General features: G+C 72.3%; 13 protein-coding genes and 1 pseudogene. 11 read left to right on the top strand and 3 right to left on the bottom strand.

The annotated features are described in order from the left end of the window. Positions 1–4: 4 nt before the first annotated feature. Complete coding sequence (locus tag AB0I66_RS10570; RefSeq protein ID WP_363207374.1) at positions 5–634, bottom strand: TetR/AcrR family transcriptional regulator; 630 nt, start codon at positions 632–634, stop codon at positions 5–7. Positions 635–716: 82 nt separating this feature from the next. Here AB0I66_RS10570 and AB0I66_RS10565 point away from each other — a divergent pair, with 82 nt between their 5' ends. The 4 genes from AB0I66_RS10565 to AB0I66_RS10550 all read left to right on the top strand — a co-directional run bounded on the left by AB0I66_RS10565 (position 717) and on the right by AB0I66_RS10550 (position 4120). Then, a complete protein-coding gene (locus AB0I66_RS10565) occupies positions 717–1757 on the top strand; it encodes a saccharopine dehydrogenase NADP-binding domain-containing protein (protein ID WP_363207373.1) in 1041 nt (346 codons plus the stop codon). 5 nt (positions 1758–1762) lie between these two features. Next, complete coding sequence (locus tag AB0I66_RS10560; protein WP_363207372.1) at positions 1763–2659, top strand: NAD(P)H-binding protein; 897 nt, start codon at positions 1763–1765, stop codon at positions 2657–2659. A gap of 135 nt (positions 2660–2794) precedes the next feature. Continuing rightward, on the top strand, positions 2795–3532 hold the full coding sequence (locus AB0I66_RS10555) for an SDR family oxidoreductase (RefSeq protein WP_363207371.1): 738 nt from the start codon (positions 2795–2797) through the stop codon (positions 3530–3532). Positions 3533–3565: 33 nt separating this feature from the next. Next, positions 3566–4120 (top strand): GNAT family protein, encoded by a 555-nt coding sequence (locus AB0I66_RS10550; RefSeq protein ID WP_363207370.1) that lies wholly within the window; start codon positions 3566–3568, stop codon positions 4118–4120. Positions 4121–4163: 43 nt separating this feature from the next. Here AB0I66_RS10550 and AB0I66_RS10545 read toward each other — a convergent pair whose 3' ends face one another. Together AB0I66_RS10545 and AB0I66_RS10540 are read right to left on the bottom strand one after the other, a co-directional pair. Continuing rightward, positions 4164–5693: an amino acid permease gene (locus tag AB0I66_RS10545; RefSeq protein WP_363207369.1), complete on the bottom strand. Its 1530-nt coding sequence runs from the start codon at positions 5691–5693 to the stop codon at positions 4164–4166. Between the two features lie 80 nt (positions 5694–5773). Beyond that, the gene (locus AB0I66_RS10540) at positions 5774–6766 is read right to left on the bottom strand and encodes a hypothetical protein (RefSeq protein ID WP_363207368.1); all 993 of its coding nucleotides are present in this window, start codon (positions 6764–6766) and stop codon (positions 5774–5776) included. A 244-nt stretch (positions 6767–7010) separates the two neighbouring features. Between AB0I66_RS10540 and AB0I66_RS10535 the strand changes: the two genes are divergently transcribed. The 7 genes and pseudogenes from AB0I66_RS10535 to AB0I66_RS10505 form a co-directional block, all read left to right on the top strand. Next, positions 7011–8483 carry an FGGY family carbohydrate kinase gene (locus AB0I66_RS10535; protein WP_363207367.1) on the top strand — a complete coding sequence of 491 codons (1473 nt, stop codon included), beginning with the start codon at positions 7011–7013 and terminating at the stop codon, positions 8481–8483. After that, positions 8480–9931 carry an FAD-dependent oxidoreductase gene (locus AB0I66_RS10530; protein ID WP_363207366.1) on the top strand — a complete coding sequence of 484 codons (1452 nt, stop codon included), beginning with the start codon at positions 8480–8482 and terminating at the stop codon, positions 9929–9931. Before AB0I66_RS10535 ends, AB0I66_RS10530 begins: the two co-directional genes overlap by 4 nt. Continuing rightward, a complete protein-coding gene (locus tag AB0I66_RS10525) occupies positions 9928–11151 on the top strand; it encodes an FAD-dependent oxidoreductase (RefSeq protein WP_363207365.1) in 1224 nt (407 codons plus the stop codon). The genes AB0I66_RS10530 and AB0I66_RS10525 overlap by 4 nt, the downstream gene beginning before the upstream one ends. Before the next feature lie 305 nt (positions 11152–11456). After that, complete coding sequence (locus tag AB0I66_RS10520; protein ID WP_363207364.1) at positions 11457–12644, top strand: thiolase family protein; 1188 nt, start codon at positions 11457–11459, stop codon at positions 12642–12644. A gap of 59 nt (positions 12645–12703) precedes the next feature. Next, positions 12704–14221 carry a long-chain fatty acid--CoA ligase gene (locus AB0I66_RS10515; protein ID WP_363207363.1) on the top strand — a complete coding sequence of 506 codons (1518 nt, stop codon included), beginning with the start codon at positions 12704–12706 and terminating at the stop codon, positions 14219–14221. Between the two features lie 13 nt (positions 14222–14234). Continuing rightward, entirely contained in the window at positions 14235–15005 is a 771-nt protein-coding gene (locus AB0I66_RS10510) for a sulfite exporter TauE/SafE family protein (protein ID WP_363207362.1), read from the top strand. 44 nt (positions 15006–15049) lie between these two features. Next, a pseudogene (locus AB0I66_RS10505) lies at positions 15050–15636 on the top strand (precorrin-6A/cobalt-precorrin-6A reductase); the annotation flags it as partial. Positions 15637–15696 lie beyond the last annotated feature (60 nt).

Genomic DNA, 15696 nt, shown 5'->3' with positions numbered 1-15696 from the left:
AGGTCTAGTTTCCCGGCGCGCCCAGCGCCGACAGGAGGCGTTCGGCCTCCGCCGTCACCGAGGTGAGGGCGGAGGCCGGGTCGGGCGCGCGGGCGAGGAGCATGCCCGCCTCGCACAGCGCGCCGAACGTCAGCTGACAGCGCACGTCCAGATCCCCGCCGCCCAAGTGCCCCGCGTCCGCCGCCGCGCGCATGCCGTCCGTCAACACCCGCAGCGTGTGCGCGTATTCGATCTCGCGGACGCCCTCCCAGCCGAGGACGGAGGGCGCGTCGAGCAGCACGATCCGCCGGAACCCGGGGTCCAGGCAGTGCTCCAGAAAGCGCCGGCAGCCGCGCCGCAGCGCGGACCAGGCGTCGGGCTCCTCGGCCGCGGCGCGCTCCAACTCCGCCGCGATCTCCTCCTGTTCGCGGACGAACACCGCGTGGAAGAGGGCCGACTTGCCCTCGAAGTGGTGGTAGGCCGCGCCCTTGGTGACCCCGGCGGCGGCCGCCACCGCGGCGATCGAGGTCGTCGCGTACCCGTCCCTGCCGAAGAGCCGCTGCGCCGCCGCGATCAGCTGCGCGGTGGTCGCGTCCGAGCGTTCCGCCTGTGTACGGCGGGCAGTTGAGCGCGCTGACGGCGGTGGGGGGATCACGATCGGCTCCTCTTGACGAACATACTCACGGTACGTAGGTTCCGCACCAGTTGCATACCTTCGGTATGAAAGCGAGTTGAGCATGACAAAGCCGCTCTTCGCAATCTACGGAGCCTATGGCCACACCGGACGCCTCGTGGCCTCCGAACTTCGCGCCAGAGGAGCGGAGTTACTCCTGGTCGGCCGCGACACCGAGGCCTTACAGGCCCTGGCGGACGAACTCGACGCGGGGCAGCGGGTGCGGACCCGCACCGCCTCCGTGGACGACGCCACGGCCCTGCGCGAGGTGATGACCGCCGCCGACGTACTCATCCAGTGCGCGGGGCCCTTCGCGATCACCGGCGCTCCAGTCGCGGCCGCCGCCGCGGAAGTGGGCTGCCACTACATCGACCACGCACTCGAACCCCACCACGTGAAAGGAGTCTTCGACACCGCCCAGGCCACGGCGCAGCGCACCGGTGCCGTCATGATCCCCGCCCTCAGCTTCTACGGCGGCCTCGGTGACCTCCTGGCCGGAGCGGTGTCGGACGGCATCGCGGGCATCGACCGGATCGTCGTCGCGTACGCGGTGAACGGCTGGCGGCTGACCACCGGTGCCAAGAACACCGCGACCCACCTCTTCGCCGAGACCGAACGCCTCACCTTCGAGAACGGCGCCCTGCACGCGGGCTACGTCGAGCCCCGCAACGCCGTGTTCCCCTTCCCGCCGCCGCTCGGCCCACGTTCGATGATCGCCCCGTTCCCGTCGAGCGAGGTCGTGACGGTCCCGCGCCATGTCCCCGTCCGCGCCGTGGACTTGATGCTCAGCACCAGCGCCTTCGAGGCCGAGAAGGCGTTCGAGAGCGAGCACATCGGCGCCGCGGAACGCGCGGCCACCGACTTCACCGTGGCCGTCCAGGCGATGTGGGAAGGAGGCAGCGCTGCAGGGCAGTTGACGGGCCACGACCTGTGGCGGGCCGGTGCGCTTGCCTCGGTGGAGGGCGCGACGCGGATCGCGGAGGGAAGGGGCCCGACGAAGACAGGGGTTCTCGCCCCCGGCGAGGCGTTCTCGGCGGAGCCGTTCCTGCGGGATCTGGAGCGCCAGGGCGCGTTCACGCTCACGCTGCGACGCGGGGAGGCGTGAGCGGGATGACGAAAACGTCATCGACCACGAACGAGCCGGTCCTCGTCACCGGGGCCGCGGGAGGGCAGCAGGGTTCCACCGGCCGCCATGTGGTGCGGCTGCTGCTCGACCGCGGCCAGGCGGTACGCGCCTTCGTGCGCACCGACGACGACCGCGCCGCCGCGCTGCGGAAGATGGGTGCGGAGGTGGTCGTCGGGGATCTGCGCGAGATCACGGACGTGCGCGCGGCGGTACGGGGCGTGCGCCGCGCCTTCTTCACCTATCCGGTCACCGACGGCCTGCTTGAGGCGACCGGCGCCTTCGCGGCAGCGGCCCGGCGGGAGGGCCTCGAACGCGTCGTCGAGGTGTCCCAGCTGGCGGCGGCCCCGGACGCGGGAACGCCACGGATGCGGCAGCACTGGGTCGCAGAGGAGGTCTTCGACTGGGCGGGGATCGGGGCGGTGCACCTGCGCGCCGGGGTCTTCTTCGAGAACCTGGACTTCCTGGTGCGCGCGGGCGGCGGCCGCGAGCTCGCGATGCCGCTGGGCTCCCCGGACACGGTGCTTCCGCTGATCGCGGGGGAGGACGTGGCGCGGGTCGGCGCGGGGCTCCTCGCGGACCCGCTGCCCTCGTGCGCCGATCCCGTGGTGCTGCTCACCGGGCAGATCCTGAGCGTGGGGGAGGCCGTGCGGACGTACGGCGACGGCCTGAGGTACGTGGACGTGTCACCGGAGGAGTGGCATGAGCGCGCGATGTCCCTGTACGGGGACGCGCACGTGGTGGCCCACTTGGACAAACTGTGGGAACTGTTCCGCCTGATCGGCGCGCACCACGAGCTGTATCAGGTGACGGAGGCGATCGAGCGGTTCGGGGGTGGCGCGCCGGGGACGCTGCGGGAGTTCGTGCGGGGCCGTCGCGCCTGAATCCATGCAGCCCGTCCGGCGTTTGAGGACGGACTCGGCTTTCGGGAAGGGGCGGGGGTGGGGAATGATCGATCAAACGGCAACCCTGCCCAACCCGCCCCCGATCTTCATCCCGACCCCGCACCGGAGGAATACGTGCAGCACCACCCCGTCACGGTAGTGACCGGCGGCAGCCGCGGCATCGGCGCAGCCATCTCCACCCGCCTCGCCAAGGACGGCCACCACATCGCCCTCGGCTACCACTCCGACGCCGACGCCGCCGAGAAGGTGGCCGCGGAGGTCCGCGCGACAGGCGCCCGCTGCCTCACCGTCCGGATGGACACCGCCGACGAGGCGGACGTCGACCGCCTCTTCGAGACCGCGGCCGCGGACCTCGGCCCGGTCACGGGGCTCGTGAACAACGCCGGGATCGGCGCCCCCGTGGGCCCCCTCGCGGACGCCGACGTCACCGCCATGCGCCGCGCGCTCGACGTGAACGTACTCGGTTATCTGCTCTGCGCGCGCCGCGCGATCCGCGACATGCAGCGGACCGGCGCCGGCGGCGGCATCGTGAACATCTCCTCCGCGGCGGCGACCCTCGGCGCCCCGGGTGAGTACGTCCACTACGCCGCCGCCAAGGGAGCCGTCGACACGATGACCGTCGGCCTGTCGAAGGAGGTCGCGGCGGACGGCATCCGCGTCAACGCGGTCGCGCCCGGCGTGATCTGGACCGAGTTCCACGCGGACCCGGAGCGTCCGGCGAAGCTCGCGGGAAACATCCCCCTGGGGCGCTCGGGCCACCCCGATGAGATCGCGGCGGCCGTCGCATGGCTGCTCTCGGCCGAGGCGTCGTACGCGACCGGGACGATCCTGCGGGTCGCCGGCGGACGGTGAGCCCGTGTCCGGCACGTTCCCTAGGCTTGGCGCATGATCACCGAATCCGCCCGCATCACCCCGGACGTCGTCATGCGCCCCGCCAGGCCGGAGGACGCCGATGGTCTCGCGCACGCCCGGCTGCGCAGCCGCGCTCATCTGGAGCCGTGGGAACCCAGCAGACCCGAGGACTACTTCACCCGGCAGGCTCAGGCGGCCCGGCTCCGCGCCCAACTGGAGGAGTGCCGGGCCGGGCGGACGGCTCCCTGGGTGCTCGACCGTGACGGGGACATCGTCGGCTCGGTCACGATGTCCCACATCGTCCTCGGCCCGCTGCGCAGCGGGAATCTCGGCTACTGGATCGACGTGGACCACGTCGGCCGCGGCCTCGCCACCGCCGCCGTCGAGCAAGCCTGCGCCTTCGCGGACACCGAGCTCGGCCTGCACCGCGTGGAGGCGGGCACGCTCCTCGACAACGTGCCCTCGCAGCGCGTGCTCACCAAGTGCGGCTTCGAGGAATTCGGGGTCGCGCCGAAGTTCCTGCACATCAACGGCGCCTGGCGCGACCACCGGCTCTTCCAGCGGATCCTCAACGACCGCACCCCCTGAGACGATCTCAGGGGGCGCGGTTGTCCGAACAGACTGCGAGCGTCTAGATGATGTCCTCCGCGATCTCCGCCTGCTCCCGCTCCGACCCGTACGCCGACGGCGTGCTGTAGGAGCGCCGCGCCACGAACCACCACACCGTGGCGAGCGTCAGCACCACGACGAGCGCGATCGACGCGTAGTTCATCGTGTCGACGGTCACCGGCGAGACCTGCGGCAGGCAGAACAGGACCGTCACGAACGCCACCCAGATCACCGCGACCCAGCCGATGGGCTTGCTCCAGCGGCCCAGGTTCCACGGGCCGGGCTGGAAGCGGTCGCCCGCCCGCAGCCGCAGGTAGATCGGGATGGCGTACGCGGGCGTGATGCCGATGACGTTGATGGCGGTGACGGCGGTGTACGCGGTCGTCGAGTACAGCGACGGCAGGGCGATGACCGCGGCGAGGCCGACCGAGAGCCACACCGCGGGCACCGGGACCTGGGTGCGGGAGCTGACCTTGCGCCACACCTTGGAGCCGGGCAGCGCGTTGTCGCGGCTGAACGCGAAGACCATCCGGCTGGCCGCCGCCGTCTCGGCGTTGCCGCAGAACAACTGCGCCACGATCACGATGAGCAGCAGGGCCGTCGCGCCGGACTCGCCGATGGCGTCGATCATGATCTGCGCCGGCGGCACCCCGGTCTCGGTGTTCTGGGTGCCCGCGTAGTCCTGGATCGCGAACGTGAGACCGGCGAGCAGCACGAAGCCGGCTATCCAGGACGCCCAGATGGCGCGCACGATGCCGCGTGCCGCGGTCACCGAGGCGTTGGAGGTCTCCTCCGACAGGTGGGCGGAGGCGTCGTACCCGCAGAAGGTGTACTGCGCCAGGAGCAGACCGATCGCGGTGACGTAGAGCGGGTTGTCCCAGCCGGTGTCGTTGACGAACTCGCCGAAGACGAAACCGGGCGACTGGTGGTGGTCCGGCACGATCGCGAGGACGCCCACGATCACGGCGACACCGGCCACGTGCCACCACACGCTGATCGAGTTGAGCAGACTGACCAGACGTACGTTGAAGAGGTTGAGGACGGCGTGCAGGAGCAGGATGCAGAGGAAGATCAGGAAGGTCTTCTCCGGCGTGGGCGTGAAGCCGAACTTCAAGTTGAGGAACGCTCCGGAGAAGAGCGCGGCGCCGTAGTCGATGCCCGCGATGGCGCCGAGCAGGCCGAGCAGGTTCAGCCAGCCCGTGTACCAGCCCCAGCGTCGGCCGCCGAGCCGGTCGGCCATGTAGTAGAGGGCGCCCGAGGTCGGGTACGCGCTGGTGACCTCGGCGAGCGCCAGGCCCACGAAGAGCACGAAGAGGCCGACGCCTGCCCAGCCCCAGAGCATCACGGCCGGGCCGCCGGTGCCGAGCCCGAAGCCGTACAGGGTCATGCAGCCGGAGAGGATGGAGATGACGGAGAAGCTGATGGCGAAGTTGCCGAAGCCGCCCATCCGACGTGCCAGGACCGGCTGGTAACCGAGCTCCCTGAGCCGTTGTTCCTCGTCGGGCAGGGGGGCCGCGGTCGAGTCGGGACTCGACCAGGTGGTGCGGGACACGGATGTACCTCCGTCGGGGAGCGGTGGACCGGGGGAGCTGGTGGTGCTGATTGCGATGGACCGTGCCGAGGAGGGTGTGCTCAGTCCGGATCCCGCACGGCGCTCAGACAGCGCGTACGTGCCTGCGTGAATACCTCGGCCGCGGCGTCTGCGTCGCCGGGCGAGCGCGTGCGGTACGTCCAGGGCGCCACGGTGTAGAAGGGGTCGAGCACCTCGAACACCCGCGCCGCGTCCGCGAATTGATGCGCGCCCCATAACGCGTGGGCGACGTGGCTGAGGTCGAGCAGTGAGGTCGCCGCGGGCCGGGTGTGCTCGAACCACAGGTGCAGGGCGCGCAGGGCGGAGCGGGTCGCGTCCTCCCCGATCCAGTGCAGGTCCAGGGCGTTCTCGGCGCCGCCGTCCTTGCGGTACCGCTCGACGCGCACATACAGGGGCAGTACGTGGAGCGCGGAACCGGTGGGCGCCGAACCGGACGCCCAGTGGGCGAAGTTGACCGCTTCGGTGAGCGGTCCTCCGGGGCGCCGGGTGTACGCGAACTGCAGCATCCGGTGGTAGGCCTCGCGGTTGCCGGGGTCCCGCTTGTCGGCCTCGGCGAGGAGATGCCACGGGCCGGGGAAGAGCATCGGCTCGGGAGCGGGCACCCGGTGTTCGTCCCAGCGCTGCCCCTTGTCGAGCTGGGCGAGGGCGAGCAGGCAGACCCACGGCACGGGGTCCTCGGGGGAGGCGTCGATCGTCGCGCCGCAGGCCGCTGCCGCCTCGCGCCACAGCTCGTTGGTGTGGCGGTGTCCGGCGCGATGGGCGCGCAGGGTCCGCTCGACCAGGACCCTGGTGTGCAGGACGGCTGCCGCCGCGCTGTGCGGCTCCTCGGCCTGCCAGGCCCTGACCACGTCGGAACCCGCGACGGCGGCGGCGAGGATCTGTGTGCGCTGCGTCCAGAGACCCCAGTCGGGGGTCGAGTCGAGCAGGTTGCGCGTCGACACCCAGCGACCCGTCTTGAGGTCCTGGAGAACGGCGCGCAACTGTTCGTCGTGGCCCGCCGGGTGGTACACGGGGCGGCCTGACGGAGTGGGCATGAATCCTCTGTGGGGGCAGAGAGTGGCGGGCAGGGGCTGAACTGGCTTGTTCGGGAGTGATGTTGTTTGTTCGGCGGTCAGTGTAGATCTGTAACTTCCGTTTGCAGGGCGGTTCGTGGATCTTTTGGGATCGAATTCCGTTCAACTCGGCGCGCCGGTTGGTAATTTGAGAAAAAGTCAGTCGGGGACCGGCCCGCGAAGGGGCCTCTTGACGCCTTCCCGGGCGCTGTAGCAGGCTTCCGCGGTGATCACCAACGGCGGAGGACCGCGCGGCGAGGCTGTCCTCGCCATCGACCAGGGCACGTCCGGCACGAAGGCTCTCGTCCTCTGTCCGGAGCGCGGGGTGATCGGTTCCGGCGCCGCACCCGTGCGCCCGCGCCACCTCCCCGGCGGCCGGGTGGAGGTCGACCCGGCGGCCCTTCTCACCTCGGTCGTCGACGCGGGGCGCCGCGCCCTCGCGGACGCCGGGGAGCCGGTCGCCGCCGTCGGCCTCGCCAACCAGGGCGAGACGGTCCTCGCGTGGGACCCCGCCTCCGGCAGCCCGCTGACCGAGGCGATCGTCTGGCAGGACCGCCGAGCGGAGCCCCTCTGTGCAGAACTCGCGCCGTACGCGGATGAGTTGAGGCACCTGACAGGACTGCCCCTCGACCCCTACTTCGCCGCCCCGAAAATGGCATGGATACGCCGCCACCTCACCCGGGAGGGCGTCGTCACCACCAGCGACGCGTGGCTGATCCACCGGCTCACCGGCGCGTTCGTCACCGACGCGGCGACCGCCGGACGCACCCAGCTCCTCGACCTGGACGACGCCACATGGGCGCCACGCGCCCTTGACGTCTTCGGCCTCGCCGACGAGCGGCTGCCCCAGGTCGTCGACGCGGCGGGCCCGGTGGGCACCACAAAGGCCTTCGGCCCCGAACTCCCGCTGACCGGCCTCCTCGTCGACCAGCAGGCCGCGCTGCTCGCCCAGGACGTGACCGAGCCGGGCACCGCCAAATGCACCTACGGCACCGGCGCGTTCCTGCTCGCCCAGACCGGCTCGCGCCCACGCCGCGGCGACTCCGGCCTGGTCAGCTGCGTCGCCTGGCGTCTCGCCGGGGAGAGCAGCTACTGCCTCGACGGACAGGTCTACACGGCCGCGTCCGCCGTACGCTGGCTCACGGACCTCGGCGTGATCGAGGGGGCGGCGGACCTCGACCAGGTCGGCTCGTCGGTGACGGACGCGGGCGGCGTCACCTTCGTGCCCGCGCTCGCCGGGCTCGCGGCGCCCTGGTGGCGCGGCGACCTGCGCGGCTCGATCACCGGACTCGGCCTCGACACGGCCCCCGGCCATCTGGTCCGCGCCCTGTGCGACGGCGTCGCGGCCCAGGTGGTCTCCCTCGCCGACGCCGTCGCCGCCGACCTGGGCGAGCCCCTGACGAGCCTGCGCGTCGACGGCGGCCTGACGCGCTCGGCCCTCCTGATGCAGACCCAGGCCGACCTCCTGCAACTCCCCGTGGAGGTATCGGCGTTGCCCGATGTCACCGCCCTCGGTGTGGGGGCCGTCGCCCGCATGGGCCTCGACCCGAAGCTCACGGTGCGCGACGCCGTCCCCCGGTGGCAGCCCGCCGCCGTGTACGAGCCGAAGATCGACGCCACGCGGGCCGCCGAGCGCCTCGGGGGGTTCCGCTCGGCGGTCGACGCCCTGCTCGACCGCGCGCCCGCCCCCTCGTCATGAGCGTCACCACCAAGGGCCCACTGCCGTCCGAGCCCTACGACGTGACCGTCGTAGGCGCCGGGGTGGTCGGCACGGCCATCGCCAGGGAGCTCGCCCGGCACCCCCGCCTCCGCGTCGCCCTGGTCGAAGCCTCCGGCGACGTGGGCGACGGCACGTCGAAGGCCAACACCGCGATCCTGCACACCGGCTTCGACGCCGTGCCCGGCTCCCTGGAAGCCCGCCTCGTACGCGAGGGAAGCCGCCGACTGGCCGCGTACGCAGCCGAGACGGGCATCCCCGTCGAACCCGTCGGGGCGCTGCTCATCGCCTGGGACGAGGAGCAACTGGCTGCGCTCCCGGGCCTGTTGCAGAAGGCGGAGCGCAACGGCTGCACCGACGCCCGCATCATCGGTGCCGACGAGGTCCGGGCCCGCGAACCACACCTGGGCGACGGCGTGTTGGGCGCACTTGACGTCCCCGGCGAGTCGATCATCTGCCCCTGGACGACGACACTCGCACACGCCACCCAGGCCGTGCGCGCGGGAGTGGACCTGCACCTCAACTGCGCGGTGGAGCAGGCCGGCCCGGCACGATCGCCGGACGACGACACCGCCACCCGCCACGAACTGACCACGCCCCGCGGCGTCATAAACACCCGCCACCTCATCAACGCAGCGGGCCTGCACGCCGACGTACTCGACCGGCGGCTGCTCGGCCGCGGCGAGTTCACCGTGACCCCGCGCCGCGGCCAGCTCATCGTCTTCGACAAGCTCGCCCGCGACCTGGTCAGCCACATCCTGCTGCCCGTGCCGACGGCACTCGGCAAGGGCGTCCTTGTGGCGCCGACCGTGTACGGGAACGTCCTTCTCGGGCCCACCGCCGAGGAGTTGGACGACAAGAGGGCCACCGGCACGACCGAGGACGGTCTCGCCGGACTGCGCGCCAAGGGCCGGCGCATCCTGCCCGCGCTCCTCGACGAGGAGGTCACCACGGTCTACGCCGGACTGCGGGCGGCCACCGAGCACGACGACTACCAGATCCACGCCTCACCGAAGGAGCGGTACATCACCGTCGGCGGCATCCGCTCCACGGGCCTCACCGCGTCGATGGCCATCGCGGAGCACGTCGTGGGCCTGCTCGCCGAGACCGCGGGCCCCGACCTCGACCTGACGGCTCCCAAGGACCTGGACCCGGTGGCCATGCCGAACCTGGGAGAGGCCTTCCCCCGCCCCTACCAGCGCGCCGACCTCATCGCGACCGACCCCGCGTACGGCAGCATCGTCTGCCACTGCGAGCGCGTGACCCGCGGGGAGATCAGGGACGCCCTCATCAGCACCGTTCCACCCGGCTCACTGGACGGACTGCGGCGCCGGACCCGCGCGCGGGGCGGGCGCTGCCAGGGGTTCTACTGCGGGGCCGCCGTACGTGAACTCTTTGACGGCTGGGGCGAGTCGGGGGCGACGCGATGAGGCGGCGGCGGAGCGTGGACGTACTCGTCGTGGGCGGGGGCCCCGCGGGGCTCGCCGCGGCCGCACGCCTCGCCGCGTCGGGCGCGGGCACGGTGGAGGTCCTGGAGCGTGAGGCGCGGGCCGGCGGGGTGCCGCGCCACTGTCACCACGGCGGGTTCGGGCGGTGGGGAGTGACGGGGCCGCAGTACGCGGAGAGCCTCGTCGAGGCCGCGCTCGGCGCCGGAGCGGCCGTGCGGACCGGGGTGAGCGCCACCGGCTGGGCCGGGCCACTGGCCGTGGAGACGACCGGACCGCACGGCCTGGAACAGATCACCGCACGTGCCGTGGTCCTCGCCACGGGCGCGCGGGAAAGACCGCGGACGGCACGTCTCGTGTCGGGCACGCGCCCGGCGGGGGTCTACACCACGGGAGAGCTGCAGCAGGCGGTCAACATCTACCGCCAGGAGATCGGGACCCGCGCGGTCGTCGTCGGCGCGGAGCCGGTGAGCTACGCGGCGCTGTCCGCTCTGCGGCGCGCGGGCGTGCGGGTCGTCGCGCTCGTCACGGAGGAGGCACGGGCCCAGGTCGGCCCGGGCAGGGCCGCGGTCGCCCGCCTCGGGGTCCCCTCGGTGCCGCTGCTGACGGAGGCGTCGGTGACCGAACTCCTGGGCCGCGGGCGGCTGTCGGGAGTACGGCTGCGGCGGCACGACGGCCGGGAGCGCGTGCTCGCCTGCGACACGGTGGTGTTCACCGGAGACTTCGTCCCCGACCACGAACTGGCGCGGCGCGGAGGCGTGCTCCTGGACCCCGGCACGCGGGGCCCGGCGGTGGACCCCTCGTTCCGCACCGCGACGCCAGGAGTCTTCGCGGTGGGCAGCGGGGTACACGCGGTGGAACCGGCGCGGGTGGCGGCGGGGGAGGGGGTGCGGGTCGCGGGTTCGGTGCGGCGGCATCTCGGGGGCGAGGGGTGGCCGGGCGGCGCGGTGCCGCTGGTGGCGGATGCCCCTCTGCGCTGGGTGGCGCCGAACCGGCTGGTGCCGGGCGCGTCGGGCGGCCGCTTCGTCCTGCGGACGGCGGAGGCTTTGATCTGCCCTGTCCTGGTGGTGAGGCAGGACGGGCGGTGCTTGTACCGACAGCGGGCGCTGGGGGCAGCTCTTCCTAATCGGGGGTTGTACCTCTCGGGGTCTTGGGTCGGGAAGGTGGACGCGGGTGGGGGGCCGGTACGGGTGGCGGTCGGTTAGGGCCCTTCTTTCGCCCCAGCCCCGCCCCTTCCCGAAAACCGTGCCTGCGCCCCGGGCCTACCTGAGGCTCCGCCCCAGACCCCGCTCCTCAAACGCCGGAGGGGCTGAATCTTTCAGCCCCTCCGGCGTTTGAGGAGGGCCCTCGCGCCGAGCGAGTTTCGGGAAGGGGCGGGGCTGGGGAAGGAAAACGGCTCTTCCGCCCAGCGCAGCCTCCCCGTACACTCAAAACTAGCAGTGCTAATTTACGTCAAGCCGTCACGCAGTGACCCCGCAGACGACGACCGCAAACGATCCGGAGCCGTATCGTGCGCCCAGTCCACTTCGCCGCAGCCCGCCGCACCCCCATCGGCAAACTCCGCGGCACCCTGTCCTCCGTCCGCCCGGACGACCTCGCCGCCACCGTCGTACGGGGCCTCCTCGCGGGCACGCCCCAGCTGGACCCCGCCCGGATCGACGACATCTACTGGGGCGCCGCCAACCAGGCGGGCGAGGACAACCGCAACGTGGCCCGCATGGCCGCCCTCCTCGCCGGCCTCCCGGACTCCGTGCCCGGCGCCACGGTGAACCGCCTCTGCGCCTCCGGCATGGAAGCCGTCACCGCCGCCGCCCGCACCATCGCCTCGGGCGAGGCCGACGTCGTCCTCGCGGGCGGCTCCGAGTCGATGAGCCGCGCCCCCTTCGTGCTGCCCCGCCCCGACGAAGCGCTGCCGCACAAGATGGAGACCGCCGACACCCGCCTGGGGTGGCGCCTGGTCAACCCCGCCATGAAGGACCTGCACGGCGTCCTCGCGATGGGCGAGACCGCCGAAGAAGTCGCCGAACGCCACGGCATCTCCCGCGAACGCCAGGACACCTTCGCCCTCCGCAGCCACCAAAAGGCCACCGAGGCCCGCAAGAACGGCCACTTCGACGACGAGATCCTCCCCGTCACGCTGCCCGACGGCACCCTCGTCGAGCGCGACGAATGCATCCGTGAGGACACCTCGTACGAGAAGCTCAGCGGCCTGCGTCCCGTCTTCCGCAAGGGCGGCACCGTCACCGCGGGCAACGCGTCGCCGATGAACGACGGCGCGGCAGGACTCCTCCTCGTCAGCGAGGAGGCCCTGAACGACCTCGGGCTCGAATCCCTCGGGCGGTACGTCGCGGGCGCCTCCGCCGGTGTGCATCCGGACGTCATGGGCATCGGGCCCGTACCCGCGACCCAGAAGGCGCTCACCCGCGTCGGATGGTCCGTCGGCGACCTCCAGGAGGCCGAGTTCAACGAGGCGTTCGCGGCCCAGGCGCTCGCCTGCGTCGACGCCCTGGGCATCGACCCGGAGCTGGTGAACCCGACCGGCGGCGCCATCGCCATCGGCCACCCCCTCGGCTGCTCCGGAGCCCGCATCCTGACCACGCTGCTGCACCGCATGCGCCGCACCGGATCGGCCCGCGGCCTCGCCACCATGTGCGTGGGCGTCGGCCAGGGCAGCGCGCTGCTCGTCGAGCGCGGCTGAGCCCGCCCCTCCTCAAAGCTGCAAGGCCGCACGGAACGCAAGGAAACGGAGCACCACCCATGGCCACGCTGTCCCTCGCCGCGATCCTCGCCGAACCCGCCCGCCGCCGGCCGGACCGCACCGCCCTCGTCGAGGGCGAACTGCGGCTCACCTTCGGCGAATTGTGGGAGCAGGCCCGTACGCAGGCCGCGGCCCTCGTGGGGCTCGGTGTGCGGCCGGGGGACCGGGTCGCCCTGATGGCGCCCAACACCGCGGAGTTCCCCCGCGCCTACTACGCGATCCTCGCCGCGGGCGGAGTCGTCGTCCCCGTACACCTCCTGCTCTCCGCGGAGGAGGTCGAGCACGTCCTGCGGGACAGCGGCGCCACCCTGCTCCTGTGTCACCCCGCACAGGCCGAGACGGGCAAGGCCGCTGCCGCAGCCACCGGCGTACGCATGCTGACCCTCGGCGAGGGCGGCGAACTGGAGACCCTGACGGGCGCGGCCGAACCGCTCCCCAGTTACGTCACCCGGGACGCCGACGACCCCGCCGTCGTCTTCTACACCAGCGGCACCACGGGAGTCCCCAAGGGCGCCGTGCTCAGCCACTTCAACCTGGTGATGAACGCGACCGTCTGCGCCTTCGACGCCCATGACGTGCGCGACGACGACATCGCGCTCGGCGCGCTCCCGCTCTTCCACGCGTTCGGCCAGAGCGTCTCCATGAACGCGACCTGGCGCGCGGGCGCGACGCTCGTCCTGCTGCCGCGCTTCGACGCCGCGCGGGCGATCGAACTGATGGCGGCGGAGGGCGTCAACACCTTCCACGGGGTGCCGACGATGTACGTGAACCTCGTGGCCGCCGCTGCCACCGCCCCCGAACTGCCCACGCTGCGGCTCGCGGTCTCCGGCGGCGCCTCGCTGCCCGTGGCCGTACTCGAACGCTTCGAGGAGGCCTTCGGCGTACCGGTCTACGAGGGCTACGGGCTCTCCGAGACCTCGCCCACCGCCTCCGTGAACCAGCCCGTCTTCGGCACCAAGGCGGGCAGCATCGGCCACCCGCTGTGGGGCGTCGACGTGGAGATCGCGCGGGCCGACGTCGAGGAGCGGATCGAACTGCTGCCGACGGGGGAGCTGGGGGAGGTCGTGGTCCGCGGCCACAACGTCTTCTCCGGCTATCTGGGCCGCCCGGAGGCGACCGCCGAGGCCGTCGTCGACGGCTGGTTCCGCACCGGTGACCTCGGGACCAAGGACGCCGACGGGTTCCTGGCCATCGTCGACCGCAAGAAGGACGTCATCATCCGTGGCGGCTTCAACGTGTACCCGCGCGAGGTCGAAGAGGTGCTGATGCGCCACCCGGACGTCGCGCACGTCGCCGTGATCGGTCTGCCCGACGACGTGCACGGCGAGGAGATCTGCGCCGTCGTCGTCGCGGCCCCGGGCGCCGCCCCCGACGCCGCGGGCATCACCGAGTGGTCCAAGGAGCACCTGGGCCGCCACAAGTACCCGCGCCGCGTCGAGTTCACCGGCGAACTGCCGCTCGGCCCCAGCATGAAGGTCCTCAAGCGGGAGCTGCGGGTCACCTACAGCGGGGCGTAGGCTTCGCCCGCGCATGGACATATCTTTCTGGGAATTCGCCGCGCTCGCCGCGGCCGCGGTGCTCGTCGGCTTCTCGAAGACCGCCGTCAGCGGGGCCAACACGGTCAGCCTCGCGGTCTTCGCCGCGGTCCTGCCGGCGCGCGAGTCGACCGGGGTCCTGCTGCCCATCCTCATCGCGGGCGACGTCCTGGCCGTCCTCACCTACCGCAGGCATGCCCACTGGCCCACCCTGTGGCGGCTGTTCCCCGCCGTCGCGGGCGGCGTGGTCGTCGGCACCGTCTTCCTGATGTGGGCCGACGACGCCGTGGTGCGTACGTCGATCGGGGCGATCCTGCTGATGATGGCGGGGGTCACGGTGTGGCGGCGCAGAGCCGCCGTGGGCGGGGCGGAAGGGGCGGAAGGGGCGGAAGGGGCGGAATACTCGCGTGGCTCCCGCCTCAAGGCCCCTTCCTACGGCGTGCTCGGCGGCTTCACCACCATGGTCGCCAACGCCGGCGGCCCGGTCATGTCGATGTATCTGCTTTCCGCGGGTTTCCAGAAGCTCAGCTTCCTGGGGACGTCGGCGTGGTTCTTCCTCATCGTCAACACCTCAAAGGTGCCGTTCAGCGCGGGCCTCGGCCTGATCGACGCGCACTCACTGCTGCTCGACGCGGCGCTCGTGCTCTTCGTCATCCCGGGCGCCCTCATCGGCAAGGCCGCCGTGCACCGCATCAACCAGCGTCTCTTCGAGCAGCTGGTGATCGGGGCAACGGTGCTCGGCGGCCTGCAACTGCTGCTGCGCTGAAACCGCCCGAGTCCCGCCGTGCGGTGCCGCGTAGCGTCGGGGCCATGCACGTGCTCGCCCTCGGCGGAACCACCGAAGCCCGCGGGCTCGCCGCCTCCCTCGCCGCTCGCCGGGCCGCGCTCGAAGGAGACGTACGCATCGGGGGGTTCGGCGGTGTGAAGGGCCTGGCCGCCGGGCTGCGGGAGCAGGAGGTGGCCGCCGTCGTGGACGCCACCCACCCCTTCGCCGCCGCCACCATCAGCGAGCGCGCGGTCCGGGCCGCGGCGGCCACCGGCGTTCCGTCCGTCATGCTGCGCAGGCCCGGCTGGATGCCGGAGCCGGGCGACCGCCGGCACGACGCCGCTTCGCCCGCCGACGCGGCCGCGCTGCTTCCTGCGCTCGGCCGCCGCGTCTTCCTGACCACGGGCCGGCTCGGCCCCGCCGCCTTCGCGGACTCGCCCTACACGGTCGAAGCGGAGACCACGCTGCTGCGCGAGTACCGCGTCGACGTCCTGGGTCCTGGGTCCCGGTGACCAAGGACAGCGGCGGCGCGGCCACCGCCGCCAGACTCACCGCTGCCCGCGCGCTGTCGGTGCCCGTGGTGATCGTCCGGCGCCCACCGCCACCGGAGGGCGCGACGGTGCTGCCGGACGAGAAAAGCGTGCTGTCACACCTGGGGGATGGCCTCGGCCCGGGACCCCGTCAGCGCCCT

The sequence above is a fragment of the Streptomyces sp. NPDC050439 genome (assembly GCF_040655335.1).
GTDB lineage: Bacteria > Actinomycetota > Actinomycetes > Streptomycetales > Streptomycetaceae > Streptomyces.
The sequence above is the reverse complement of the archived record's forward strand: the minus strand, read 5'-3'. Positions and strand labels throughout refer to the sequence as shown.